At 52.6% G+C, this 22361-nt stretch carries 24 protein-coding genes; 7 read left to right on the top strand and 17 right to left on the bottom strand.

Going from position 1 to position 22361, the window contains the following annotated elements:
* Positions 1-168: 168 nt before the first annotated feature.
* From U0026_RS11555 to sad, 8 genes are all read right to left on the bottom strand, one after another.
* Complete coding sequence (locus tag U0026_RS11555; RefSeq protein ID WP_062773629.1) at positions 169-609, bottom strand: GNAT family N-acetyltransferase; 441 nt, start codon at positions 607-609, stop codon at positions 169-171.
* 10 nt (positions 610-619) lie between these two features.
* The gene (locus tag U0026_RS11550) at positions 620-1534 is read right to left on the bottom strand and encodes a bestrophin family protein (protein ID WP_062773765.1); all 915 of its coding nucleotides are present in this window, start codon (positions 1532-1534) and stop codon (positions 620-622) included.
* Between the two features lie 266 nt (positions 1535-1800).
* On the bottom strand, positions 1801-3252 hold the full coding sequence (locus U0026_RS11545; protein ID WP_062773631.1) for a tagaturonate reductase: 1452 nt from the start codon (positions 3250-3252) through the stop codon (positions 1801-1803).
* A gap of 114 nt (positions 3253-3366) precedes the next feature.
* Entirely contained in the window at positions 3367-3894 is a 528-nt protein-coding gene (locus U0026_RS11540; protein WP_062773634.1) for a GNAT family N-acetyltransferase, read from the bottom strand.
* Positions 3895-3978: 84 nt separating this feature from the next.
* Entirely contained in the window at positions 3979-4971 is a 993-nt protein-coding gene (locus U0026_RS11535; protein WP_062773637.1) for a sensor domain-containing diguanylate cyclase, read from the bottom strand.
* Positions 4972-5127: 156 nt separating this feature from the next.
* Complete coding sequence (locus U0026_RS11530) at positions 5128-5490, bottom strand: DUF4186 domain-containing protein (RefSeq protein WP_062773640.1); 363 nt, start codon at positions 5488-5490, stop codon at positions 5128-5130.
* Entirely contained in the window at positions 5490-6392 is a 903-nt protein-coding gene (gene glsB, locus U0026_RS11525; protein ID WP_407658309.1) for a glutaminase B, read from the bottom strand. Before glsB ends, U0026_RS11530 begins: the two co-directional genes overlap by 1 nt.
* 92 nt (positions 6393-6484) lie before the next feature.
* The gene (gene sad / locus U0026_RS11520) at positions 6485-7870 is read right to left on the bottom strand and encodes a succinate-semialdehyde dehydrogenase (RefSeq protein WP_062773646.1); all 1386 of its coding nucleotides are present in this window, start codon (positions 7868-7870) and stop codon (positions 6485-6487) included.
* Between the two features lie 104 nt (positions 7871-7974).
* Between sad and ptrR the strand changes: the two genes are divergently transcribed.
* Both ptrR and U0026_RS11510 read left to right on the top strand, forming a co-directional pair.
* Positions 7975-8844 (top strand): putrescine utilization regulator PtrR, encoded by an 870-nt coding sequence (ptrR, locus tag U0026_RS11515; RefSeq protein ID WP_062773649.1) that lies wholly within the window; start codon positions 7975-7977, stop codon positions 8842-8844.
* A gap of 159 nt (positions 8845-9003) precedes the next feature.
* On the top strand, positions 9004-9948 hold the full coding sequence (locus U0026_RS11510; protein WP_062773652.1) for an L-lactate dehydrogenase: 945 nt from the start codon (positions 9004-9006) through the stop codon (positions 9946-9948).
* Positions 9949-10003: 55 nt separating this feature from the next.
* On the opposite strand, the gene U0026_RS11505 is transcribed toward U0026_RS11510, so the two are convergent.
* Positions 10004-10792, bottom strand: coding sequence for a PhzF family phenazine biosynthesis protein (locus tag U0026_RS11505; RefSeq protein ID WP_062773655.1), 789 nt, complete (start codon positions 10790-10792; stop codon positions 10004-10006).
* Between the two features lie 196 nt (positions 10793-10988).
* On the opposite strand from U0026_RS11505, the gene U0026_RS11500 reads away from it, so the two are divergent.
* Entirely contained in the window at positions 10989-12188 is a 1200-nt protein-coding gene (locus tag U0026_RS11500; protein ID WP_062773658.1) for a sugar transporter, read from the top strand.
* Positions 12189-12273: 85 nt separating this feature from the next.
* On the opposite strand, the gene U0026_RS11495 is transcribed toward U0026_RS11500, so the two are convergent.
* Positions 12274-12942: a MarC family NAAT transporter gene (locus tag U0026_RS11495; RefSeq protein WP_062773661.1), complete on the bottom strand. Its 669-nt coding sequence runs from the start codon at positions 12940-12942 to the stop codon at positions 12274-12276.
* Between the two features lie 226 nt (positions 12943-13168).
* Between U0026_RS11495 and marR the strand changes: the two genes are divergently transcribed.
* Genes marR through marB form a run of 3 tightly spaced genes read left to right on the top strand, consistent with a single transcriptional unit; the run spans position 13169 to position 14250 of the window.
* A complete protein-coding gene (marR, locus tag U0026_RS11490; protein WP_052282595.1) occupies positions 13169-13603 on the top strand; it encodes a multiple antibiotic resistance transcriptional regulator MarR in 435 nt (144 codons plus the stop codon).
* A 20-nt stretch (positions 13604-13623) separates the two neighbouring features.
* Positions 13624-14007, top strand: a complete 384-nt coding sequence (gene marA / locus U0026_RS11485) for an MDR efflux pump AcrAB transcriptional activator MarA (RefSeq protein WP_062773664.1) — start codon at positions 13624-13626, stop codon at positions 14005-14007.
* 30 nt (positions 14008-14037) lie between these two features.
* Positions 14038-14250, top strand: a complete 213-nt coding sequence (marB, locus tag U0026_RS11480; protein WP_062773667.1) for a multiple antibiotic resistance protein MarB — start codon at positions 14038-14040, stop codon at positions 14248-14250.
* Positions 14251-14282: 32 nt separating this feature from the next.
* On the opposite strand, the gene eamA is transcribed toward marB, so the two are convergent.
* Complete coding sequence (eamA, locus tag U0026_RS11475; protein ID WP_062773670.1) at positions 14283-15185, bottom strand: O-acetylserine/cysteine exporter; 903 nt, start codon at positions 15183-15185, stop codon at positions 14283-14285.
* Positions 15186-15379: 194 nt separating this feature from the next.
* On the opposite strand from eamA, the gene ydeE reads away from it, so the two are divergent.
* Entirely contained in the window at positions 15380-16570 is a 1191-nt protein-coding gene (gene ydeE / locus U0026_RS11470) for an efflux MFS transporter YdeE (protein ID WP_062773672.1), read from the top strand.
* A 63-nt stretch (positions 16571-16633) separates the two neighbouring features.
* On the opposite strand, the gene U0026_RS11465 is transcribed toward ydeE, so the two are convergent.
* From U0026_RS11465 to U0026_RS11440, 6 genes are all read right to left on the bottom strand, one after another.
* Positions 16634-17866, bottom strand: a complete 1233-nt coding sequence (locus tag U0026_RS11465; protein WP_082806302.1) for a putative acyl-CoA thioester hydrolase — start codon at positions 17864-17866, stop codon at positions 16634-16636.
* Positions 17867-17992: 126 nt separating this feature from the next.
* Positions 17993-18382 carry a 4-carboxymuconolactone decarboxylase gene (pcaC, locus tag U0026_RS11460; protein WP_062773676.1) on the bottom strand — a complete coding sequence of 130 codons (390 nt, stop codon included), beginning with the start codon at positions 18380-18382 and terminating at the stop codon, positions 17993-17995.
* The gene (gene pcaD / locus U0026_RS11455; RefSeq protein WP_062773677.1) at positions 18372-19136 is read right to left on the bottom strand and encodes a 3-oxoadipate enol-lactonase; all 765 of its coding nucleotides are present in this window, start codon (positions 19134-19136) and stop codon (positions 18372-18374) included. The genes pcaC and pcaD overlap by 11 nt, the downstream gene beginning before the upstream one ends.
* Positions 19114-20478, bottom strand: a complete 1365-nt coding sequence (locus U0026_RS11450; RefSeq protein WP_062773679.1) for a 3-carboxy-cis,cis-muconate cycloisomerase — start codon at positions 20476-20478, stop codon at positions 19114-19116. The genes pcaD and U0026_RS11450 overlap by 23 nt, the downstream gene beginning before the upstream one ends.
* Positions 20479-20487: 9 nt before the next feature.
* Positions 20488-21690: a 3-oxoadipyl-CoA thiolase gene (pcaF, locus tag U0026_RS11445; protein WP_062773681.1), complete on the bottom strand. Its 1203-nt coding sequence runs from the start codon at positions 21688-21690 to the stop codon at positions 20488-20490.
* Positions 21691-21699: 9 nt separating this feature from the next.
* Positions 21700-22356, bottom strand: a complete 657-nt coding sequence (locus U0026_RS11440; RefSeq protein WP_062773683.1) for a 3-oxoacid CoA-transferase subunit B — start codon at positions 22354-22356, stop codon at positions 21700-21702.
* Positions 22357-22361: the final 5 nt, after the last annotated feature.

Below are 22361 nucleotides of genomic sequence, written 5' to 3'. Positions count from 1 at the left end.
TTACCAATTGAAAGCACGTACCAGTGATAAATCCCAGGCGGTCGCAAACAGCGAAATGAAGACAATAATATTAACGGCCGTTTCGATTCTCTTTTCCATTTTGATTCTCCCTATGTCGGTAAAACCATTAAACACGGAAAACCTTAATGATTTATTCTGCGTTAGCGCTTAAAGACTAACACAGTATCTTACGAAATCATCGGCTGCGACAAATTCATCATAAAGCTTACGCGCCGGGTTATGAATACGAGTATGCCAGTAGAAACGAGACCATCCTTGTTCTTTAGCTTCATTTAGCACGAATTGTATGAGCTGACGGGCGATCCCTTTGCCACGCCAGGCAGGGTCAACGAACAGATCTTCCAGATAACACATCTGTGAGGTGACCCAGGTTCCTTCATGCAGCACGCAATGCGCAAAACCGACCACCGTACCGTCCAGCACAGCGACACGACAAAACATGGATGAAGCCGGGTCAAGCAGCCGCGTCCAGGTATACTCCGTCACCTCGTCGGCTAATTCACTACCGTAAAAGTCGTTATATCCTTTCCACAATGACAACCATTGCGTCTTATCTTGTTTATCCAGGGAACGAAATTTTACGGTCACGTGACACCTCTTAGCTGAGTTGGTAGTACTTATCGACGGTAATGCGGGTGGGAATCTGCGGCGCATCATTCATTTGTAGCAAATCAATCTCGATGGCATTACAGATAGCATCCAGCGGTAAGTCATTATTTTCCAGACCGAAAGGTTCTTCAAGTTCTTCTGCCAGCGTATCCAGCGAAATAAAGGTGTACGAAATCAATACCGAGATAAACGGCGTCATGTAATGCAAATCGACCACCAGGGCAAACGGTAACATGATGCAAAATAGATAAACGGTACGATGCAGTATCAGCGAGTAGGCAAATGGCACCGGTGTATTGGCAATACGTTCACACCCTGCCAGCACGATGGACATGTCGTTAAGACGGATGTTCAAGCTGTGATACAAAATATCCGACAGTTCCCCTGCCCGTCTTCTCTCCGCCAGCCAGTCGCCCATGATTAACAAAATACGGTTAGCCGGCGATTGCGCCGCCATTACCTGAGCCAAGTGCTCTTCAGAAAGGTACTTTGCCATCACCGCGCGCGTTGGCTGACGACGAAGGGTCAGCCGCAGGCAATGGGCAAAGGCGATTTGCAGATCCACAAACTCATTAAGATGCGTATCATTATGCAGCGTATTTTTGACTTCCCGCAGTAACGAACGCGAAGCAATCATCAATTGCCCCCACAACTGCCTTGCTTCTACATAGCGCGAATAACATGCATTGTTGCGAAAACCGAGGAAAATAGCGATAGCCACACCAAGAATACTGAATGGCGCAACGGTAAGTTTAAAACCCAGTGATGAATACCAGGGCAGGATCAAAATGACCACTATCGATAGCAGGAAATTGAGCAATAAGCGGGAGAAAATCTTCGGCAGTACGGAGCCGTGCCATACAAAAATGCGGGCCAACCAATGTTGGTGAGGACGAACGATCATGTTTTTTTCAATCTGGTTAACGAGTTGTGTATTAAACGTGATCTTCATCATGTATTCAAGCACGGCTAGCGAGCTGGTGATACACTTCAGGCCCCTCTTTAATGCCAGACTACGCGTATTTGCACGAGGTTTCATTGGGATAACCACAATACATATTATGGATGTTGTAACTAATAAAGAGCACGATGTGGTTTGTGGAATGAGTATCTCACTGCGCTGAAACAACAAACCCGGCCGGGGCCGGGTTCAACATTAAAATATGACGATTAACACAGAGGTTGTACGGCTTTACGCATGCCATTAACCAAAATAGCGTCGAGGTCAGCAGAAACCTGTTCGACCAATCTCGAAACCTGTGTAAGATCTTGTTCCCAATGTTCGCTCACACCCAGAACGTCTTTTACCAGTTCGGTGGTGCTGATGACGTTGTCATGATGCTGAGACCACAACCGCTGGAAGCGCTCAATCCAGTGCGCATCATCTTGTACCGGGTAGGACTCACCGTCACGCTCGCCGCGATAGAAAGCAATCAGCGCTGCCAGTGCAAATGTCAAACGGGCAGGCAGTTTGCCGCTCGCCTTCTGCCCTGCCAGCAATTGCGGCAGAATACGGGTACGGAATTTGGTCATCCCGTTCAGAGAGATAGAGAGCAATTGGTGCTTGATATACGGGTTACGGAAACGCCCTGTTACTGCGCTGGCAAACGATTCCAGCTCGTCTTTTGGCAGATCCAATACCGGAATGATTTCCTGATAGATCGCTTTCTCAACAAAGGCGCAAATCTCAGCGTCATTCATCGCTTCGCCGACAGTATCAATCCCGGCCTGAAACGCCACCGGAACCAGAGCGGTATGGGCGCCATTAAGGATGGCCACTTTACGTTCTTTATACGGTTTGATGTCGTCAACAATCAGCACGTTAAGCGCTAATTTATCCAGACGCAGCTCGCTTGCCAGTGATTTTGGCCCCTGAATAACAAACAGATAGAAGTGTTCTGCGGTATCGAGGAAACCATCTTTATAGCCCAGTTCAGCTTCAAGATTTGCCGCTTCATCGCGCGGATAACCGGTCACGATACGGTCCACCAGCGTTGAACAGAAGGCGTTAGATTCATTCAACCAGGTCATGAATTCTGCCGGTAACGCCCACTCTGTCGCGTAGCGAATCACCAGTTCGTGCAGCGCTTCACCGTTGTAGTCAATCAACTCGCAAGGGATGATCACCCAGCCTTTATCTTTCGCACCGTTGAAGTGGCTAAAACGCTCAAACAGCAGACGGGTCAATTTTGCCGGATAGCTTACCGCCGGAGCATCGTCGAATTTGTCACCGGCATGGTAGCTGATACCTGCTTCGGTGGTATTCGAGAAGACAAAACGCATCTCTGGATTGTGTGCCAGCTTCAGGAACTCAGCGTAATCACTGTATGCACTGATTTCACGGTTTACTGAACGGATCAGGCGCGCATCGCTCACTGCTTCACCCTTCTCATTCAGGCCACGAATGATCGTCGTGTACAAACCATCCTGAGTGCTGAGTGACGGCGGGAAGTCGCTTGCGATTGGACGCACGATGACCACACCGGAATTGAGATCGGTATTCTCGTTGAGCAGATCGATCTGCCAATCAACAAAGGCGCGCAGGAAGTTGCCTTCGCCAAACTGAATAATGCGTTCAGGGTATTGGGCACCGGGGAAATCATGGCGGTTCAGTGTTTTCACAATGGGTTCCTTTCTGGATTAGTCATACAACCTGCTAAATTGGTCTAATAACTTATCAGATTTTCCGCTTATGAAACCGTGTTTTGATCAAGAGTGCGACAATAAATAGCGAGTCTATAAAAATTTGTAAAAAATGGAGGTCGCCGTTAACGCGCCATCCGGCATTAACGCATAACGTGGCACCTCTCCCACTTTCTGCCAGCCACACTGCTGATAGAAATGTTCAGCCCCGCTTCCGGTTGCGGTATCCAGCACCAATACCGTTTTATGTGCATCTGAGGCCACCTCTTCTAAGCGCTGCATCAGCGCCCGAGCAATACCGCTGCGGCGAGCACATTCATGTACCAACAGCTTGGCGACATCGGCGCGATGCGGTTGGTTTTCAGGCTGATCGGTAATCAGTTGCACCGTGCCAACGACCCGCTGCCCGGCATCTTTTGCCACCAGCACCACCCGCTCATCGCGCGCAACGCTTTGTGCCGTACGTCGCCAGAATGCTAATGCGGACTCAGTTGAAAATGGCAGCATAAAGCTCACTGATGCACCGCCATTTACACAGTTGCTTAATACATCAGCTAAGGCATCAAGATTTGCCAGAATATCGGCATCGGAAAAAGTATGTAGGGTAAAGGATGCGCTCATCTTGCTCTCCAGAGATTGAAGAGACCACTATCACTTTAACTATTTGATAACACAACTGACTTAATCATTGTGTTTTCTTATGCCTCAATGGGCAAAGATTTGATTTTTACCGCGACGCTTGGCTTCATACAGCGCGCTATCCGCAGCAGAAAGCCAATCAGCCACTTCAAACATTTCTGGTTGTGCGTTCGCAATGCCAATACTGAGCGTCAAGGTCTGCTGAATATCCGGTCGTTCGATAACCACGGCGGTGGCATCCATAATACGCTGGGCAATAGAGCGCCCCTCTTCCAGTGAAGTATCAGGAAGCAGGATCACGAACTCATCACCACCTAATCTCGCAGGCGTATCCGTTGGGCGGGTCGCCATCTGCATAATTTGTGAAACCGTTTTGAGCATGACATCACCCACTTTGTGGCCAAACCGATCGTTGACCTCTTTGAAATTATCCAGATCGATAAACATCAGGAGTGAATGTCCGCAATGTTGCTTAAGGCGAATAAGTTCCCAGTCTATGCGTTGCTCAAGTAAGCGCCGATTGGCGATGTCCAGCAGCGGATCTAACATGGCGATTCGCTCAAGCTCCTGACTTTTGATACGCAGTTTCACGGCAATATTGTCGGTCAGCAGGCTCAGCGCCAGCACATAGACCGAAATAAGCGGTAACGTTGCCAGCATGGTGCGCTGAGAAACAAAGGCTTCAAATGGCATACCGGTCAACGCCCAGCTCACGGCAAAGCCTGCCAGCAGCATGCCCGCGGCCTTACGCATCAGCGGCATACCGCCCGCCGATAGCCTATCCGTCAGAAGGATCGTCGCGATCGTCACCGACGGCAGTGGGTTGCATGCCATCATCGCAATCCAGAAGCCACCGACTGCCGCATCAATGAGGAGATTTTGTTCTTCAACCTGCCGGGGGATCGGCGCACGACGAGCACGCAGGAAAGCCACTGTAGGCCAGATAAACGCATTAACGCCGAGCAGTATCATTAAAAAAAGCGGCTGCTGACGCTCAACAAGGACAGAAAAGATAGGCAGGAAACACAGAAAGGTGCCGAGGATCCGCATCAGATACATTCGTCTGACAAACCGGGTTCCCGCCACCCCATTATTCGCAATTAGTTTGCCAAAACCATTCATAACACAATTTATTCCGATACGTCGCCCGCCATATCATATTCAGAGGCGACAGTCTCGGCAAGCTATCAAAATAGATAGTTTTTCAGATTATACCTAAACCTTTTGGTTCATCTGGATAACCAGCCAGTGATGGATCACACGCACGATATACTGCTGCTGTGCCTCACTCAACGCTTCCCCTTGCGGGATATGATGCCATTTGGCCAGACAGCCGCGACAACACGTCGCCGTGGCATGCTGAGCAATAAACACCGGGTGTCCGCGCATAGGTGTTTGTTTCCCATCATTAACAGGTAACGCCGGGGCCAGACGACCGGCAACGAAATCCGCCGCATGTCGGTCAATCACCTCAGCCCCTTTATCCAGGCAGTATTGCCGCTCTTTCACGCCAAGCCGAAACCGGCTGCGAAATGGGGAGCGCTGCAAACGTAAAAATACACCTTCCAGAGTGTCCATCAGTAGACTGAACGTCCTATTTGTTGCGTAAGTTTCTCAAGCACCGCGACGCCAGCAAGCGAGTTCCCGGTGTCATCAAGTTCCGGACTCCACACGGCAATAGCCATTTCATGTGGCACAATGGCCACCACGCCACCGCCGACACCCGATTTCGCGGGCAGACCCACGCGCCAGGCAAACTCCCCAGCATTCTGATACATCCCACTGGTCGCCATCAGCGCATTGACTTGTCGTGTCTGCATCGGCGAAATCACGGGGTTATCAAGATGAGCTGCCCGACCTTGATTCGCCAGGAACAAGAAAGTCTGCGCTAACTCTACGCAGTTCATCTTTAGCGCGCAGTAATGGAAATAGTTTTGCAGTACGGTAGCGACATCGTGATGAAAATTACCAAAAGATTTCATCAGCCAGGCAATCGCCGCATTACGCGCCGAATGTTCAAATTCAGAACGCGCCACCGCGAGATCATAACCAACATCATCTACGCCGCTGAGTTTACGCACGATCTCCAGCATTCGCTGACGCGGCGCGCTTAATCGCCCTTGCAGCATGTCACAGACCACCAGCGCCCCGGCATTGATAAACGGGTTACGCGGAATGCCCTGTTCAATTTCTAATTGCAAAAGAGAATTAAACGGCTGACCGGAAGGATCTTTCCCGACTCGTGACCAGATTTCCTCAGCCTGATAGTGGTTCATCGCCACCACCAGACTCAGGACTTTTGAGATTGACTGAATCGAGAATCGTTCCTGGGCGTCGCCAGCGCAAAAATGCTGGCCGTCCACGGTGCTGATAGCGATCCCTAATTTATTGCCGCTGATGCAGGCCAGCGCCGGAATATAGTCCGCCACTTTACCTTGCCCAATCAACGGTCGGACGTCGTTAAGAATCGACGCCAGCATGGCATTATTGATAACCGTAGCCACTTACACTCCTTGCCCACAGGCATTTTCGGCCTGGGATTATAGCAGAGCGCAGCGGCCAGGTGTTTTGCTTAGTGACGATCTTTCCACACTGTCTGTACATTACAGAACTCACGCAGGCCGAAATGCGATAATTCTCGACCAAACCCACTCTTCTTCACGCCACCAAACGCCACTCGGGCATCGCTAGCGCTGTAGCCGTTAATGAACACACCGCCACACTCCAGCTCATCGGCAAAACGTTGAGCCTGTTCATTGTTGGCAGTAAAGACCGTCGCAGACAGACCAAACTCGCTATCATTAGCAAGCGCTAAGGCGTGCTCTGCATCACGAGCAACGCTAATTGCCGCCACCGGGCCAAACATTTCCTGGCGGAATGCCGTCATTTCAGGCGTCACATTCGCCAGCACGGTCGCCGGATAATAATTACCCTCACCGCTATGCATCTCTCCGCCTAACAGTAAGGTAGCGCCTTCATTGACCGTCGCCATCACCTGACCGTGCAATTCGTCGCGCAAATCAAAACGCGCCATCGGCCCCAGATAGTTTGCTTCATCACGAGGATCCCCCATTTTCAGCGCAGCAGTCGCCGCGACAAACCTGGCGGTAAACTGTTCGGCAATGCCCGCTTCCACGATAAAACGCTTGGCGGCGGCGCAAACCTGCCCGGTATTCTGATAACGTCCGGTAACCGCCGCCTGAACCGCCATCTCGATATCTGCATCGTTAAGGACGATAAACGGATCGGAGCCACCGAGTTCCAGCACACATTTCTTCAGCGCGGCACCGGCCTGAGCACCAATCGCCTTCCCGGCGCGCACGCTGCCGGTGACGGTCACCGCCGCAATACGCGGATCGTCGATCATCTGCGAAACACTCTCATTGGTGGCATTCACTACGTTAAAGATACCCGCCGGAATACCTGCCTGAGTGATGATATCGCCAATCAACGTCGCGCAGCCCATCACGTTCGGCGCATGTTTGAGAATATAGCTGTTACCCGCCAGCATAATGGGCACCGCACCACGCAGCACCTGCCACAACGGAAAGTTCCACGGCATTATCGCCAGCACGGGGCCAAGTGGACGGTATTCAATAACCGCCTGATTATTTTCAACCTGAGTCGCTTCAGTCGCCAGCATTTGGGGGCCGTGTTGCGCATACCAGTCGCACAGATTGGCTGATTTGGTCACTTCCCCGCGCGCCTGATTAATTGGTTTTCCCATTTCGCGAGTGATGCATTGCGCCATCTCTTCAGCCCGCTCCCGCAGCACACGACCTATAGCACGCAGCGCGTCGGCACGTTGCGTCACCGCGGTTTTGCGCCACTGACGATAACCGCTTTGTGCCAGCACCATGGCTGCATCAACTTCTGCGGTCGTCGCCCACGGCAACGAAGCGATCGTTTCACCGTTAGCAGGATTAATAGAGTTGGCATGGGTTGCAGGTAAGTTCATAGACTTTCTCTCTTGTCGATTGCGCAGTGATATCATCCTGGCCTATTCTTTCGTTTATGAAAACTGAATAATATTAACCGAACCATTCACGATATGAGAAAGACATGGATTTAACGCAACTGGAAATGTTTAACGCTGTCGCCCAGACGGGCAGTATTACGCAAGCGGCGCAGATAGTGCATCGTGTCCCCTCAAATCTGACGACACGCATCCGCAAGCTTGAAGCCGATCTCGGCGTCGATCTGTTTATCCGCGAGAACCAGCGCCTGCGTCTTTCGCCCGCTGGACATAGCTTTCTGCGTTATAGCCAGCAGATCCTGGCCCTCGTTGATGAAGCCCGAATGGTCGTCGCCGGTGATGAGCCGCAGGGATTGTTTTCACTCGGCGCGCTGGAAAGTACCGCTGCCGTCCGTATTCCACAGACCCTGGCACGCTATAACCAGCTCTACCCGCGCATCCAGTTTGATTTAGCCACCGGGCCATCCGGCACCATGACCGATGACGTGCTGGAAGGTAGACTTAGCGCGGCTTTCGTTGACGGGCCGGTCGTGCACCCGGGGCTTGACGGTATGCCGGTCTATCCGGAGGAGATGATGATTGTCGCAGCGCTTGGACACCCACCTATTACCCGCGCGAGCGAGGTGAATGGCGCGAGCATTTACGCCTTTCGCGCCAATTGCTCTTATCGTCGTCATTTCGAAAGCTGGTTCCATGCGGATAAAGCCACCCCTGGGCGGATCCACGAAATGGAGTCTTATCATGGCATGCTCGCCTGTGTGGTCGCCGGTGCCGGTCTGGCGCTGATTCCGCGCAGTATGCTGGAAAGTATGCCCGGACATCATCAGGTTCGTGCATGGCCGCTGGCGGAGCAATGGCGCTGGTTAACCACCTGGCTGGTATGGCGTCGCGGGGCAATGAGCCGACAACTGGAAGCATTTATCGCACTGCTCGATGAACAAGCGGTTTCATCATAAATGCATTGGCAGTTCCCGCTCAGTGGAAATTAATCAACTCGAGTATTCCCCGACGTGTTGTCTCATAGCATTAACTTATAATATGGGCAATCTCTTGCGATAACACCTTGTTAACGAGTAACTTTATCAGCAGTTTTTTGCCCATTAATTGGAATCAGCATGAACACCAAAGCTCGAAAAGTGATGATAATCGGTGCCGGTAATGTCGGCGCGTCGGCTGCCTATGCGTTGTTAAACCAGACGATTTGTGAAGAGTTGATCCTGGTCGATCTGAATACGACGCGCGCACAGGCCCACGCTCAGGATCTGAGCGATCCCGCAGCCTATATGCCTGGTATGATAAACATCTCCTGCCGCGAGGCGAGCGACTGTGCGGACGTCGATATTGCTGTCATCACCGTTTCCGGAGGCGCGCTCAAACCCGGTCAAACTCGCCTTGATGAGCTGAAAAGCACTGCCAACATTGTTCACAGCATCGTGCCGCAGATGATGGCCGGCGGGTTTAACGGGATTTTCCTGATAGCCACTAACCCCTGCGATATTATCACCTGGCAGGTTTGGCAGCTTTCTGGCCTACCACGTCACCAGGTCATCGGTACCGGCGTGTGGCTTGATACCACACGTCTTCGTCGTACCCTAGCGCAGGAACTGGATATTGGCGCTCAGAGCATCGATGCTTTTATTCTTGGCGAACACGGCGACAGCCAGTTCCCGGTGTGGTCACACTCTTCGGTATACGGTTCGCCCATCGAGCAGGTTTATCAACACCGCACAGGGAAACGTCTTGACCGTCAGGCAATGGCCGACCAGGTTCGTAAACTTGGGTTTGAGATTTATGCGGGCAAAGGTTGTACCGAGTACGGTATTGCGGGCACCATCGCCGAAATCTGCCGCAATATTTTCACCGGCAGTCATCGGGCGCTGGCGATCTCCTGCATTCTGGACGGGGAGTACGGTGTCGAGGGTGTGGCTATTGGCGTGCCCGCGGTACTGGCGCAAAATGGCGTTCAGCAGGTCATTGAGTTGCAGCTAGCGCCTGAGGAACGTGAGAAGTTCGCCCATTCCGTTGAGGTTATCAAAAACAATATTACGCTGCTGCCGTAGCAGCGCTTATACGACTGTCGGCGACACCTAAACCAGATGCAGCCCTGCTTCCGGATTATCCCAGCCGCGCTTTCCCCTGCAAATAGGTTCTCGCCGTCCCGCTCATCAGCACCCTATCACCCACCCATTCACAGCGAATATCGCCGCCGCGCGCTGATACCTGCCGCGCCAGCATCTGTGTTTTACCCAGTTTCGCCCCCCAGTATGGGATGAGCATGGTATGCGCGGAGCCGGTGACCGGATCTTCCCAGACGGCTTCACCCGGTGAGAAGAATCGGCTGACAAAATCATACTCACCATCCCCCTTAGCGGTGATCGAAACTTTATGTTCGCCAGGCGTCATGGCACCGATATTCGGCGCCAGCGCTTCAACCTGTTGACGGTTTTCCAGCTCAATGACCCATGCGCGACCTTTATGCGCACTGAGATAATGGTTAATGCCCAACGCCTGCAACATTTCCGGCGGTGGCGTCGCGGCTTTCGTATCACAGGCAGGAAAATCCAGCGTCATCCATTCGCCGGCCCGCGTGACGGTGAGACGCCCGGAGAGGGTGTCGAAATGGATACGAGCATCCGGGTAGTCAAGATGGTTAAACACAACATGCGCACTGGCAAGCGTGGCATGACCGCAGAGATTGACTTCGTTTTGGGTGGTGAACCAGCGCAGCGCAAAGCCGCTTTGCTGCTTCACCATAAAAGCCGTTTCTGATTGATTATGCTGACGCGCCATTTTAAGCAGCATCTCATCAGGTAACCAGTCATTAAGAAGACAAACGGCCGCCGCATTACCGCCAAAAGCGTCGCGGCTAAAGGCATCAACCATATAAAAATCAATCTCGTGCATGTCCCACCAACCCTCTATATGCTTTTAGGCAAACTGACATAAAAAATGAACAGCGACAAGTTTCTTTGCTATTTATACGTGACGTTGTCACCCATATGAAAAGTGAGAGATTGGTCACATAATGATTGTATTTGCAGCATTAATAGCTTTAAGATCATCCATCACCCTGTCCTTTTACGCCCCTGGTTCCTTATATATGACAACAAACACGGTCTCTCGTCGGGTCGCGTGGCTTCGGGTAGTCACGCTGGCTATCGCTGCCTTTATTTTTAATACCACTGAATTCGTGCCGGTGGGCTTACTGTCAGATATCGCCAACAGCTTCGGCATGAAAACCGCTGAAGTCGGTATTATGTTGACCATCTATGCCTGGGTTGTCGCGTTGATGTCGCTGCCGTTTATGCTGCTGACCAGCCAGATGGAGCGACGCAAGTTGCTCATTGGATTGTTCATTTTGTTTATTGCCAGCCATGTATTGTCGTTTTTGGCGTGGAACTTTACCGTGCTTGTCGCGAGTCGTATCGGGATTGCCTTCGCCCACGCGGTTTTCTGGTCAATCACGGCATCGCTGGCTATTCGTATGGCTCCAGCTGGAAAACGCGCTCAGGCCCTGAGCCTTTTAGCCACCGGTACCGCGCTGGCCATGGTCTTTGGCATTCCTATTGGTCGCGTTGTCGGGCTGTATTTCGGCTGGCGCACGACCTTCTTCGCGATTGGTGTGGGCGCGCTGATTACGCTGCTGGCGCTGGTTAAACTGCTGCCACGTCTGCCAAGCGAACATTCTGGTTCACTGAAAAGCCTGCCGGTGCTGTTCCGTCGTCCGGCGTTGGTCAGCATCTATCTGTTGACCGTGGTGGTGGTGACCGCCCATTACACCGCCTACAGCTATATTGAGCCATTCGTACAAACCGTTGCCGGACTCAGTGGCAATATGGCGACCGTATTGCTGCTTATTCTTGGCGGCGCAGGAATTATTGGTAGTGTGCTATTCGGTAAGCTGGGTAATAAACATGCTTCCGGGTTAATCAGCGGGGCAATCGGCCTGCTGCTGGCCTGCTTGTTATTACTGCTGCCCGCAGCGCAAGACGTCACTCATCTGGCGATACTCAGTATCTTCTGGGGAATTGCCATCATGGTGATTGGCCTGGGTATGCAGGTTAAGGTGCTGGCGCTGGCGCCGGATGCCACCGACGTGGCGATGTCACTGTTCTCCGGGATTTTCAATATCGGGATTGGGGCGGGAGCGCTGCTGGGCAGCCAGATCAGTACACATCTGTCGATGTCGTCGATTGGTTATGTTGGCGCGGTGCCTGCGGTCGCGGCGCTTATCTGGTCGGTGGTTATTTTCCGCCGTTGGCCCGATGCGTCTTTAGGCGCACAGGCACAGCGGCATTAAAAGCGTCCCAGCGGCGCTGCGCTTGGCCGGGCTACATTTACACAGTCGTAGCCCGGCCAAGGCGTTTACGCCGCCCCGGGAAACATCATGCGTGATAGGTCGAGATAATCTCCAGCACGCCGTTAATAATAAACTGCACGCCCATACATACCAGCAGGAAGCCCATCAGACGGGAAATAGCCTCAATCCCCCCTTTCCCCACCAGACGCATAATCGCCCCGGAGCTTCGTAAGCAGCCCCAAAGAATGACGCCGACGAGCGCGAAAATAATCGGTGGCGCCACCAGAATCACCCAATCCGGGAAATTTGCGCCATGTTTTACCGTCGATGCCGAACTGATGATCATCGCTATCGTCCCCGGCCCCGCAGTGCTTGGCATTGCTAACGGGACAAAGGCGATATTGGCCGTAGGTTCTTCTTTTAACTCTTCCGATTTACTTTGCGCTTCCAGCGACTCATGCGCCTTCTGCTGCGGGAACAACATGCGAAAACCAATAAAAGCCACGATCAGCCCCCCGGCAATACGCAGCCCAGGTATTGATATTCCGAATGTGTTCATCACCACCTGGCCCGCGTAGTACGCCACCATCATGATGGTGAACACATAAACAGAAGCCATCAGCGATTGCCTGTTTCGCTCGGCGCTGTTCATATTACCCGACAGCCCGAGGAACAGGGCGACGGTGGTTAACGGGTTCGCCAGCGGTAGCAATACCACCAGCCCAAGCCCTATTGCTTGAAAAAGTTCCTTCATAAGCGCTCAAAAATCCTGTCTGTTTAACGAAAAAAATGTGCTGAATACAAGGGATAGCCGTTCAGCACCGTATCTCTTGCTCTATACGGCTGAGTACAGGATATCCTATTTACCGCCAGCCGAAGCGTTTTAGCAATTCGTGGCATCTCACGATCCATTCAGTTGACTTATGATTGCGTGAGAAATAATATCCTCAGCAACTAAAGTACTTGCCAGGGCAACCATTGTGAACAGCACAAGCAATCTCTTCAATGAAATGATTCCACTTGGGCATTTAATTCACATGGTTAACCAGAAAAAAGATCGCTTACTCAACGAGCATCTGTCGCCTGAAGACATTACCGCCTCACAATTCCGCGTCCTGTGCTCTATTCGCTGCCAGGGCAGTATCACGCCCGTGGAATTGAAAAAAACCTTGTCAGTGGATTTAGGCGCACTGACTCGCATGCTCGATCGTTTGCTGTGTCGGGGCTGGATCGCCCGGTTACCTAACCCAAACGATAAGCGTGGAGTATTGATTCAGCTAACACCCGAAGGCGCGGCGATATGTGAGCAATGTCATCAGCTTGTTGGGCAAAACCTGCACCAGGAATTAACAAAAAACTTAACGGCAAATGAAGTTGCAACACTCGAACTTCTCCTTAAAAAAATATTGCCGTAAACAGAAGAAGAGGTAAGACGATGTCCAGACGCAACACCGACGCTATTACAATTCATAGCATTTTGGGCTGGATCGAAGATAACCTGGAATCCCCGCTGTCACTTGAGAAAGTGTCCGAGCGTTCTGGTTATTCCAAATGGCACCTGCAACGGATGTTCAAAAAAGAGACCGGTCATTCATTAGGTCAATACATCCGCACCCGTAAGCTGACGGAAATTGCCCAGAAATTAAAAGAGAGCAACGAACCGATTCTCTATCTGGCCGAGCGTTACGGTTTTGAATCACAGCAGACGCTGACGCGCACGTTTAAAAACTACTTCGACGTGCCGCCGCATAAGTATCGCGTTACCAATATGCGCGGGGAATCCCGCTACCTGCATCCCATTGATCACTGTGTTTGTTAATCGCCTGCAATAAGACGTATCGAGGAAATAATGAAACTGTTCGCTTGCGTTGCTTTCGCCCTGCTGGCGATGGCCTCAAGTTCGAGTTACGCGGAGCAACTTCCAGCACAAACTCACACCCAACAGACCATGCTGATGCCATCGGTTAGTAATCAGGCCCCGTTTGATTTTAATCACATGGCCGCCGGTAGCGATAAATCTGATGAGTTGGGTGTCGCATATTACAACGAGAATAATCGCTAATTAGCATTGCCCCGCTTGCGCGGGGCTTTTTTTTACCCTTTCACCGCCCGGCGCATTCCCGGTAAACGAAAACCAAAGACGTTAATCAGCAGCCCCGCCATGATAAGCAGCGCTCCGGCAAGTTGCATTATCGACAGCGTCTCTCCCAATAGCAGCGCAGCGCTTGCCAGCCCAACCACCGGCACCAGTAAAGAAAGTGGTGCGACCCGCCAGGTTTCATAACGCCCTAATAACGATCCCCAAATACCATAGCCGACAATACTCGCCATAAAGGATAAATAGGCCAGCGACAGCACCGTTGACGTGTCGATATGAATCAGGCTTTGCGCCATCACCTGTGGGCCTTCAAAAATCCACGAACTGAGCATGAAAGGAATAATCGGCAGCAGAGCGCTCCAGACAACCAGCGACATCACGCCCGTTTTTGACGGATGAAGCATAATCTTTTTATTGAAGATATTGCCGCACGCCCAGCACATCGCTGCCCCTAACGTCAGCACAAAGCCGAGTAGCTTAACGTTTTGCCCACCCATACTGGTTTCTACCAGCACCAGGACACCAAATACCGCCAGTGAAATACCCACCAGCTGTTTGCGCTGTAGTCGTTCACCGAAGACGAAAGCACCAAGAATGATGGTGAAGAATGCTTGTGCTTGCAGGACCAGGGAAGCAAGTCCAGCAGGCATGCCGAAATTAATGGCGCAGAATAAGAAAGCAAACTGACCAAAACTAATTGTTAGCGCGTAACCCAGCAGCAGTGAGAGCGGCACTCGTGGGCGCGGTACAAAAAAGAGCGCGGGAAAGGCGACAAACAAAAAGCGTAGCCCGGCCAGTAGTAGCGGTGGCATACCGTGTAAACCCACTTTAATGACTACAAAGTTCAGCCCCCATATCACCACGACCAGCAATGCCAGTAGCCCATCTTTACGCGTCATTCTCGCCTCAATGTTTTTTAAATTTATGTAAACACATTCAAAGTAACGAAAAAATCACGCCAGGAATAGATCATTATTTTTGGCAGGCCGAAATCGCATAAACTGACACGACAACGCCTATACAAGCCTCCGATGGCGTGATATTTGTGAAAGAGATAACAAAAACAAATACAACGACACAACTGGGCAAGAAAATGAAACCAACGACCAGACGATCCACGATTGCGCTGCTGGTATCGTCTTTACTGTTAACTATCGGCCGCGGCGCGACTCTCCCTTTCATGACCATCTACCTGACACGTCAATATGCCATGAAGGTGGACACCATTGGCTACGCGATGTCGATTGCCTTAGTCATCGGCGTCATCTTCAGTCTCGGCTTCGGCATTCTGGCGGATAAGTTCGATAAAAAACGCTATATGTTGATTGCCATCGCCTTCTTTATTTGTGGTTTTGTGGCGATTCCTTTAGTCAACAGCGTGACGCTGGTGGTGTTCTTTTTCTCGTTGATTAACTGCTCATATTCGGTTTTCTCAACCGTGCTGAAGGCCTATTTCTCCGATACCCTGGCGGCCAGTACGAAAGCGCGCGTTTTTTCACTTAACTATTCCTTCTTAAATATCGGCTGGACGATCGGCCCTCCTATCGGCACGCTGCTGGTAATGCAGAGCATCAATCTGCCATTCTGGCTGGCGGCGCTGTGTGCGGCGTTCCCGCTGTGGTTTATCCAGCGATATGTCGAGCGCGTGACGCCCGGCGAGATGACGGAAAAACCCGTCGCGTGGTCGCCATCGGTGCTGCTGCACGACCGGGCATTGCAGTGGTTTACGCTCTCCGGGCTGCTGGCTTCCTTCGTGGGTGGTTCGTTTGCCTCCTGTTTGTCACAGTACGTGCTGACCATTGGCGATAGCACCTTTGCCGAGAAAGTGGTGGCGGTGATCTTGCCGGTTAACGCCGCCGTGGTGGTCTCCTTGCAATATGCCATTGGCCGGAAACTGACGGCTAACAACCTGCGTCCGTTAATGACCTTTGGCACCGTGTGTTATGTTATTGGCCTGGCAGGATTTATGATGTCAGGCAACAACCTCATTTTCTGGGGGCTTGCGGCGGCGGTCTTCACGATTGGCGAGATTATCTATGCCCCGGGCGAATATATGCTTATCGATAACATCGCGCCGCCGGGTATGAAGGCCAGCTACTTTTCTGCACAAGCGTTGGGATGGCTGGGTGCGGCGCTAAATCCGCTGCTGACCGGGCAAATTCTGACGCATTTCCCGCCGATGACGCTATTCCCGATTATGATGGTGGCTATCGTGCTGGCATGGATGCTGATCTTCAGGGGGATCAAAGCGAGTCGCTGGAGTCCGGAATTAAATGCGGTGTAAGGGTTTCCTGGCGTCGCGTTGATCTGCCGGGCAACCCTGCTATAGACCGTTGTAAGTGGTATGTCACCGCTCCCAGAGGCGGTTATAATGCACATCGTTTAGTTGGCGCGCGCTATCGATAGTCCCTTTAAACGGTCTACCGGTAGTGGCCGCTGCACCCCACGGAGACAGGCTGTCATAGCCGCTATCGACTGAGCTGTTCACAATCAAAACCTGCCCATTCGCTGTTTTACCCGGTAGATAACCGGTTTTCCCTGCCCCCTGATCCCAGGCTCGTCCCAGCTTAGCTTTGAACGTGCCCTTGTAACCCTCGTCGGTTGTAAAGCGGCTGTTTATCACCAGGAAACCGTACGGATTGTCCGGCAGCGTATTCGGCGCCAGGACGTATGCTTCCGGCGATTGTCGACTGGATACCGTATGGAAATGCACACCGTCAAACACCACGTTGGCACGGCCGAAAACGTAATCGACATCACCCTCGATATAGCTATCCTGCACGTGAACGCGATGAACTCTGTCGGTCAGCGCATCGTTATGACGGTTGCTCACGTTGAGATACAGCGTATCCTGACGTCCTAAAAGCCGCACATTTTGCAACTGGATACGATCGCCATCGGTACGCAGCGCTACCCCCTGATGCGTGCCGCCATCAACCGTGTCCAGCAAGCTGTTGGCAATGGTTAGGTTAACCAACTGGAGATCGTTGCTCTGTGACCAGACGACGGCGGCACAGTTAGTGCCAATCAGCGCCGTCGTTTTGCCAGCACACAGCGCATACAGATAATAGGCTGGGGACGTTGGAGGATAGTGGCTGGCATCGACCGTCTGGCGATACTGTGCTGGACTAAATTGTGAGTCTAGCGCCAGTTCTATTCGAACCGCTTCCGGCTGAGCTCCGGCGCCAAAAAGGGTAATAGGCGGCGCATCATCGGGGATGTAAACCGTGCCGGTATAAACGCCGGGTTCAAGGCGGATATAGATACGTTCGTTACCCTGATGCTGAGCCAGTGCGGCATCAACCGCTTGCTGGACTCGGGTAAACGGAGCGCCGGTCGGTGCCACGCGCCATGGGGTTTCAATATGAGTCAGTTCGATTACAGGGGGTTGCCACGCACCTTTCGGACGGCTCAATAAACCGCCCTGCGCAAAGTAGTTTTCAACGGTATAAGGTGCCGCTTCCTGTGCCGTCAGCAGTGGTCTGCTTGCCGTTCCTGTTGATAAGGGCGCCGCGCAGCCTTGCAGCACTAACGGCATACAAAGCAAGGTCGACATGCCCAGGAAAGGTAGTCTTATCATCGGATCTCCATTCACCACGTTAAAGTCTACCCAGTTGACATCAATAATGACGATGCCTGGGCTTTCTCAAAATAGAAACAAAGAACCGATAATAATGGAACTAGATTTTAATTTATAACCTGGCGATCACGCTTTCTCTGCGTCAAGCTCATCAAAGACCTGTTGAGCCAGATGCATCGTGGCATTCGCCGCAGGCAGTCCGCAGTACAGTGCCGAATGCATAATCAACTCTTTGAGTTCATCGCGAGTGACGCCATTATTAAATGCGGCACGCAGGTGCATTTTCAGCTCGGCCTCACGGTTTAGCGCAATCAGCATGGCGATAGTTATCATGCTCCGCGTGTGATGATCGAGTCCAGGACGGGTCCAGGTTTCTCCCCACGCATAACGAGTGATAAAGTCCTGAAATTCTTCATTCAGCGGCGATAATTTTTCCAGCGTGCGCTCAACGTGGGCATCACCCAACACTTTGCGCCGCACCGCCATACCTTGTTGGTAGCGTTCATTATTGCTCATGCTCTCTCCAAAAAAATGCAACTATTGCCGCGGTAAATTCGTCACTGGCCTCCACGTTTGACAGGTGTGACGCGGGTAGTTCGATGAGGAAAGATCCATTAATTTGTTGATGCAGATAATCCGCATCCGCCACGGTAGTCACAGGATCGTGTTCACCCGCAATAATCAGCATCGGTAGCGTAATAGCCGCCACTTCTGCACGCAAATCTGCCGCCGCCAATGCCTCACAGCACTCGGCATAACCTTGCGCGTCTGAGTGTGCCAGTTGATGGCACAATTGTTCGACCGTTGCGGGTTGGTGTTGACGGTAATCTGGGGTAAACCAGCGATCGACCGAGCCAGCTGCCACCACGTCCATCCCTTCATTACGCACCGTCCGCGCCCGTGAAAGCCAGTTCGCTTGCTCGCCAATCCTGGCTGCGGTATTGGCCACCGCAATGGAGTAGAAACGTTCTGGGGCAAAACGAGCCAACCACAGGCCGGTCAAACCACCCATTGAAATACCACAGAAGTGGGCCTTCTCGATATTCAGATGATCGAGCAACGTAATAACGTCCTCACCTAATTGTGACAACGTCACCTTTCCGCGTTTAGTCGTTTGCCCATGACCGTGGGTGTCATAACGCAGAACACGAAAACGTTGGGTTAATTCAGAGAGTTGGGCATCCCATAGAGTTAGCGTTGTGCCCAGCGAGTTTGATAACACCAGTACCGGTGCCTTTTCGGGTCCATCAAGACGATAGTGGATATTCATTTCCCTGCTCCTGAAAGCGCGCCAAAACCTGACGCACAAAATAGTCCGTGCTGCCGATAGCATTCGCCGGATCCAGCAACTGCGTGATTTGCGCTGAAGAAAGATGCTGACTCACCAGCGGATCGTTTTCCAGCAGCGGTTGTAACGGGCATTCCAGCGCGATTGCCCGGTGGCAAATTTGCTCAATTTGATGATGGGCATCGGCTTTACCAATACAGGAAGCCAGCGCTTGAGTCACCGACTCCGCCATAATCAAACCATGGGTTATATCTAAATTAGCACGCATTTTCTGCGTGTTAACCTGCATACCGCGCAGCAAGTCGTGGCTATTTTCCAGCACGCCGCCCGCCAGCATGACCAATTGCGGCAGCGTTTCCCATTCCGCCTGCCAGCCACCAAGCGCACGCTCATGTTGCTGAATCTGGCTGGCATATAGCGTCGCCATCAAGCCTGGCGTGCGTTGTACCGCAGCCAAAATCGCGGCGCAGCTCACCGGGTTACGCTTATGCGGCATCGCAGATGAGCCACCGCGCCCTTCGGCAATTGGTTCACTCACCTCCGCAACTTCGGTTTGCATCAGGAGCGAAAAATCATTGGCGAATTTGCCAAGCGTTGCACACACGCCTGCATACCAGCCCGCCACTTCAATCAGGCGGTCGCGCTGACTGTGCCAGGGGGTATCGGGGAGGGTTAAATTCAACGTCACCGCCAGATGCTGCGCGACTTCTGGGCCTGCCATTTTGAGCGACGCCAACGTACCTGCGGCACCACCAAACTGTAGCGCCAGTGCGCGCGGACGCATTTCCCTTAACCGCTGTTGCCAGCGCAATAACGCATCCAGCGTACCCGCCAGTTTAAGACCAAAGGTAATCGGCAGCGCGTGCTGCAACCAGGTACGACCCGGCATCAGCGTATGCTGATGACAAACCACCTGCTCTGCTAACACCTGTACTAGCTGTTGAAGGCGACGTTCTGTTTCATCCAGCGCGCTGCGCAGCTGTAAAATCATGCCGGTATCTATGGCGTCCTGGCTTGTCGCGCCCCAGTGTACGTAACGGGCGGCGTCCATATCCTGCTTTTTGACATTCTGTGTAAGTTGTTTAACCAGCGGGATGGCCAGGTTGCCCGCGTTAGCCGCTGCTTTGGCAAGCGCGGTAAAGTCGAGGGTCTCTGCCCGACAGGCATCAACGATGGGTTTGACCGCTGACGCAGGGATGACACCACATTGCGCTTGTGCCGTGGCCAGCGCCGCTTCAAAATCCAGCATCCCCTGTACGCTTTGCTTATCGCTAAAAAAATCGGTCAGAGCATGGGTGCGCAACAGCGGGGTCAATAAACTCATTCAAGCTCCTTAAACGCGTTCAATAATCAGCGCGATCCCCTGACCGACACCGATGCACATGGTACATAGCGCATAACGGCCCCCGCTGCGACGCAGCTGATAGGCCGCGCTCATCGCCAACCGTCCACCGGATGCGCCTAGCGGGTGCCCCAGAGCAATTGCGCCCCCGTGTGGGTTAACGTGGGCCGCATCATCCGGCAGGCCCAAATCTCGCAGCACCGCCAGCGCCTGAGCCGCAAAGGCTTCGTTCAGTTCAATCACGTCCATCTGCGCCAGCGTCAGCCCGGTTTGCGCCAGAACTTTGCGCACCGCCGGTGCCGGGCCAAAGCCCATAATGCGTGGGGCAACGCCTGCCGTTGCAATACCGACCACGCGGGCCAGCGGCTGGAGGTCGTTTTGCGCCATCGCTTGTTCGCTCGCTAATAACAACGCGCATGCGCCATCATTGACTCCAGAGGCGTTTCCTGCGGTGACAGTAGCATCTGGGCGTACCACGCCTTTGAGTTTTGCGAGCGCCTCAAGGGACGTGCTACGCGGATGTTCATCTTGGCTAAAACAGAGCGCTTCACCTCTGCGCTGCGGGATCCACACCGGGATCAGCTCATCATTAAAAATACCTGCCGCCTGTGATTGCGCGGTACGCAGCTGGCTTCGCACGGCAAATGCATCCTGGTCAGCACGTGAAATCGCAAAATCCGTGGCGACGTTTTCTGCCGTTTCCGGCATGGAGTCAACGCCATACAAGGCTTTCATTTGCGCATTGATAAAGCGCCAGCCAATGGTGGTGTCTTCCATTTTCATGCTGCGGCTAAAGGCGCTTTCTGCTTTGCCCATCACAAACGGTGCACGTGACATGCTTTCAACACCACCGGCAATCATCAACTGCGTTTCACCGCTTTTAATGGCCCGCGCCGCGATACCAATGGCATCAAGGCTAGAACCGCATAAACGGTTTACCGTGCTGCCTGGCACCGTGTCCGGGAGGCCTGCCAGTAACAACGCCATTCGTGCGACGTTACGGTTATCTTCCCCGGCCTGATTGGCGCAGCCGTAGATAACATCGTCGATACGTGCGGGATCCAGCCCATGATTACGTTCGAGTAATGCTTTCAACGGCAATGCCGCCAGATCGTCGGCACGAACATTTGCCAGCGTACCACCAAAACGACCAAAAGGGGTGCGCACTGCGTCGCAGATAAATGCTTGATTCATCATAGTTCCTTAAGCGGTTTCCGCCACGGCGTCATAGGACAGAGACACAGGTGTGATGCGTTGTAATTCTTCAAAAGAGAGGCCATTAAAGATTTCGCGAACCACCGGGCCGTTGGCGGTAATGTCAATCACCGCGAGGTCAGTATAGATACGACTTACACAGCCGACGCCGGTCAACGGATAGGTGCAGTGTTCAACCAGTTTGCATTCGCCATCGCGGGTCAGGTGATCCATCATGACAAATACCTGTCGTGCGCCCACCGCTAAATCCATCGCCCCGCCTACTGCGGGAATGGAATCGGGTGCGCCAGTGCTCCAGTTAGCAAGATCGCCCATCGCCGAGACCTGATAGGCCCCCAGCACGCAGATATCCAGATGACCACCGCGCATCATGGCGAAAGAATCACCATGGTGGAAATAGCAGCCGCCTTCTAACAGCGTGACGTACTCCTTACCCGCATTAATCAACTCCGGGTCTTCTTCGCCGGGCAACGGTTTTGGCCCCATTCCCAGCAGACCGTTCTCACTGTGCAGGAATACTTCTTTATCACTCGGCAGGTAGTTCGCAATACGCGTTGGCAGCCCGATGCCCAGATTGACGTAAGCGCCTTCCGGAATATCCTGAGCCACACGCTTGGCCATGTCGTCACGAGAGAGTTTTTGCATCATAG

The sequence above is a fragment of the Kluyvera intermedia genome (assembly GCF_034424175.1).
GTDB lineage: Bacteria > Pseudomonadota > Gammaproteobacteria > Enterobacterales > Enterobacteriaceae > Kluyvera > Kluyvera intermedia.
This window is presented reverse-complemented; position numbering and strand designations above follow the sequence as displayed.

Excerpts from the sequence above, each read along its gene's own strand:
- U0026_RS11550 (WP_062773765.1), bottom strand. The coding sequence starts at position 1,534 with ATGATCGTTCGTCCTCACCAACATTGGTTGGCCCGCATTTTTGTATGG.
- U0026_RS11500 (WP_062773658.1), top strand. The coding sequence starts at position 10,989 with ATGACAACAAACACGGTCTCTCGTCGGGTCGCGTGGCTTCGGGTAGTC.
- U0026_RS11540 (WP_062773634.1), bottom strand. The coding sequence starts at position 3,894 with ATGAGCGCATCCTTTACCCTACATACTTTTTCCGATGCCGATATTCTG.
- ptrR (WP_062773649.1), top strand. The coding sequence starts at position 7,975 with ATGGATTTAACGCAACTGGAAATGTTTAACGCTGTCGCCCAGACGGGC.
- U0026_RS11450 (WP_062773679.1), bottom strand. The coding sequence starts at position 20,478 with ATGAGTTTATTGACCCCGCTGTTGCGCACCCATGCTCTGACCGATTTT.
- ydeE (WP_062773672.1), top strand. The coding sequence starts at position 15,380 with ATGAAACCAACGACCAGACGATCCACGATTGCGCTGCTGGTATCGTCT.
- pcaF (WP_062773681.1), bottom strand. The coding sequence starts at position 21,690 with ATGAATCAAGCATTTATCTGCGACGCAGTGCGCACCCCTTTTGGTCGT.
- U0026_RS11495 (WP_062773661.1), bottom strand. The coding sequence starts at position 12,942 with ATGAAGGAACTTTTTCAAGCAATAGGGCTTGGGCTGGTGGTATTGCTA.
- U0026_RS11510 (WP_062773652.1), top strand. The coding sequence starts at position 9,004 with ATGAACACCAAAGCTCGAAAAGTGATGATAATCGGTGCCGGTAATGTC.
- marB (WP_062773667.1), top strand. The coding sequence starts at position 14,038 with ATGAAACTGTTCGCTTGCGTTGCTTTCGCCCTGCTGGCGATGGCCTCA.
- pcaD (WP_062773677.1), bottom strand. The coding sequence starts at position 19,136 with ATGAATATCCACTATCGTCTTGATGGACCCGAAAAGGCACCGGTACTG.
- sad (WP_062773646.1), bottom strand. The coding sequence starts at position 7,870 with ATGAACTTACCTGCAACCCATGCCAACTCTATTAATCCTGCTAACGGT.
- U0026_RS11440 (WP_062773683.1), bottom strand. The coding sequence starts at position 22,356 with ATGCAAAAACTCTCTCGTGACGACATGGCCAAGCGTGTGGCTCAGGAT.
- marA (WP_062773664.1), top strand. The coding sequence starts at position 13,624 with ATGTCCAGACGCAACACCGACGCTATTACAATTCATAGCATTTTGGGC.
- eamA (WP_062773670.1), bottom strand. The coding sequence starts at position 15,185 with ATGACGCGTAAAGATGGGCTACTGGCATTGCTGGTCGTGGTGATATGG.
- U0026_RS11465 (WP_082806302.1), bottom strand. The coding sequence starts at position 17,866 with ATGATAAGACTACCTTTCCTGGGCATGTCGACCTTGCTTTGTATGCCG.
- U0026_RS11530 (WP_062773640.1), bottom strand. The coding sequence starts at position 5,490 with ATGGACACTCTGGAAGGTGTATTTTTACGTTTGCAGCGCTCCCCATTT.
- U0026_RS11535 (WP_062773637.1), bottom strand. The coding sequence starts at position 4,971 with ATGTATCTGATGCGGATCCTCGGCACCTTTCTGTGTTTCCTGCCTATC.
- pcaC (WP_062773676.1), bottom strand. The coding sequence starts at position 18,382 with ATGAGCAATAATGAACGCTACCAACAAGGTATGGCGGTGCGGCGCAAA.
- glsB (WP_407658309.1), bottom strand. The coding sequence starts at position 6,392 with ATGCTGGCGTCGATTCTTAACGACGTCCGACCGTTGATTGGGCAAGGT.
- U0026_RS11505 (WP_062773655.1), bottom strand. The coding sequence starts at position 10,792 with ATGCACGAGATTGATTTTTATATGGTTGATGCCTTTAGCCGCGACGCT.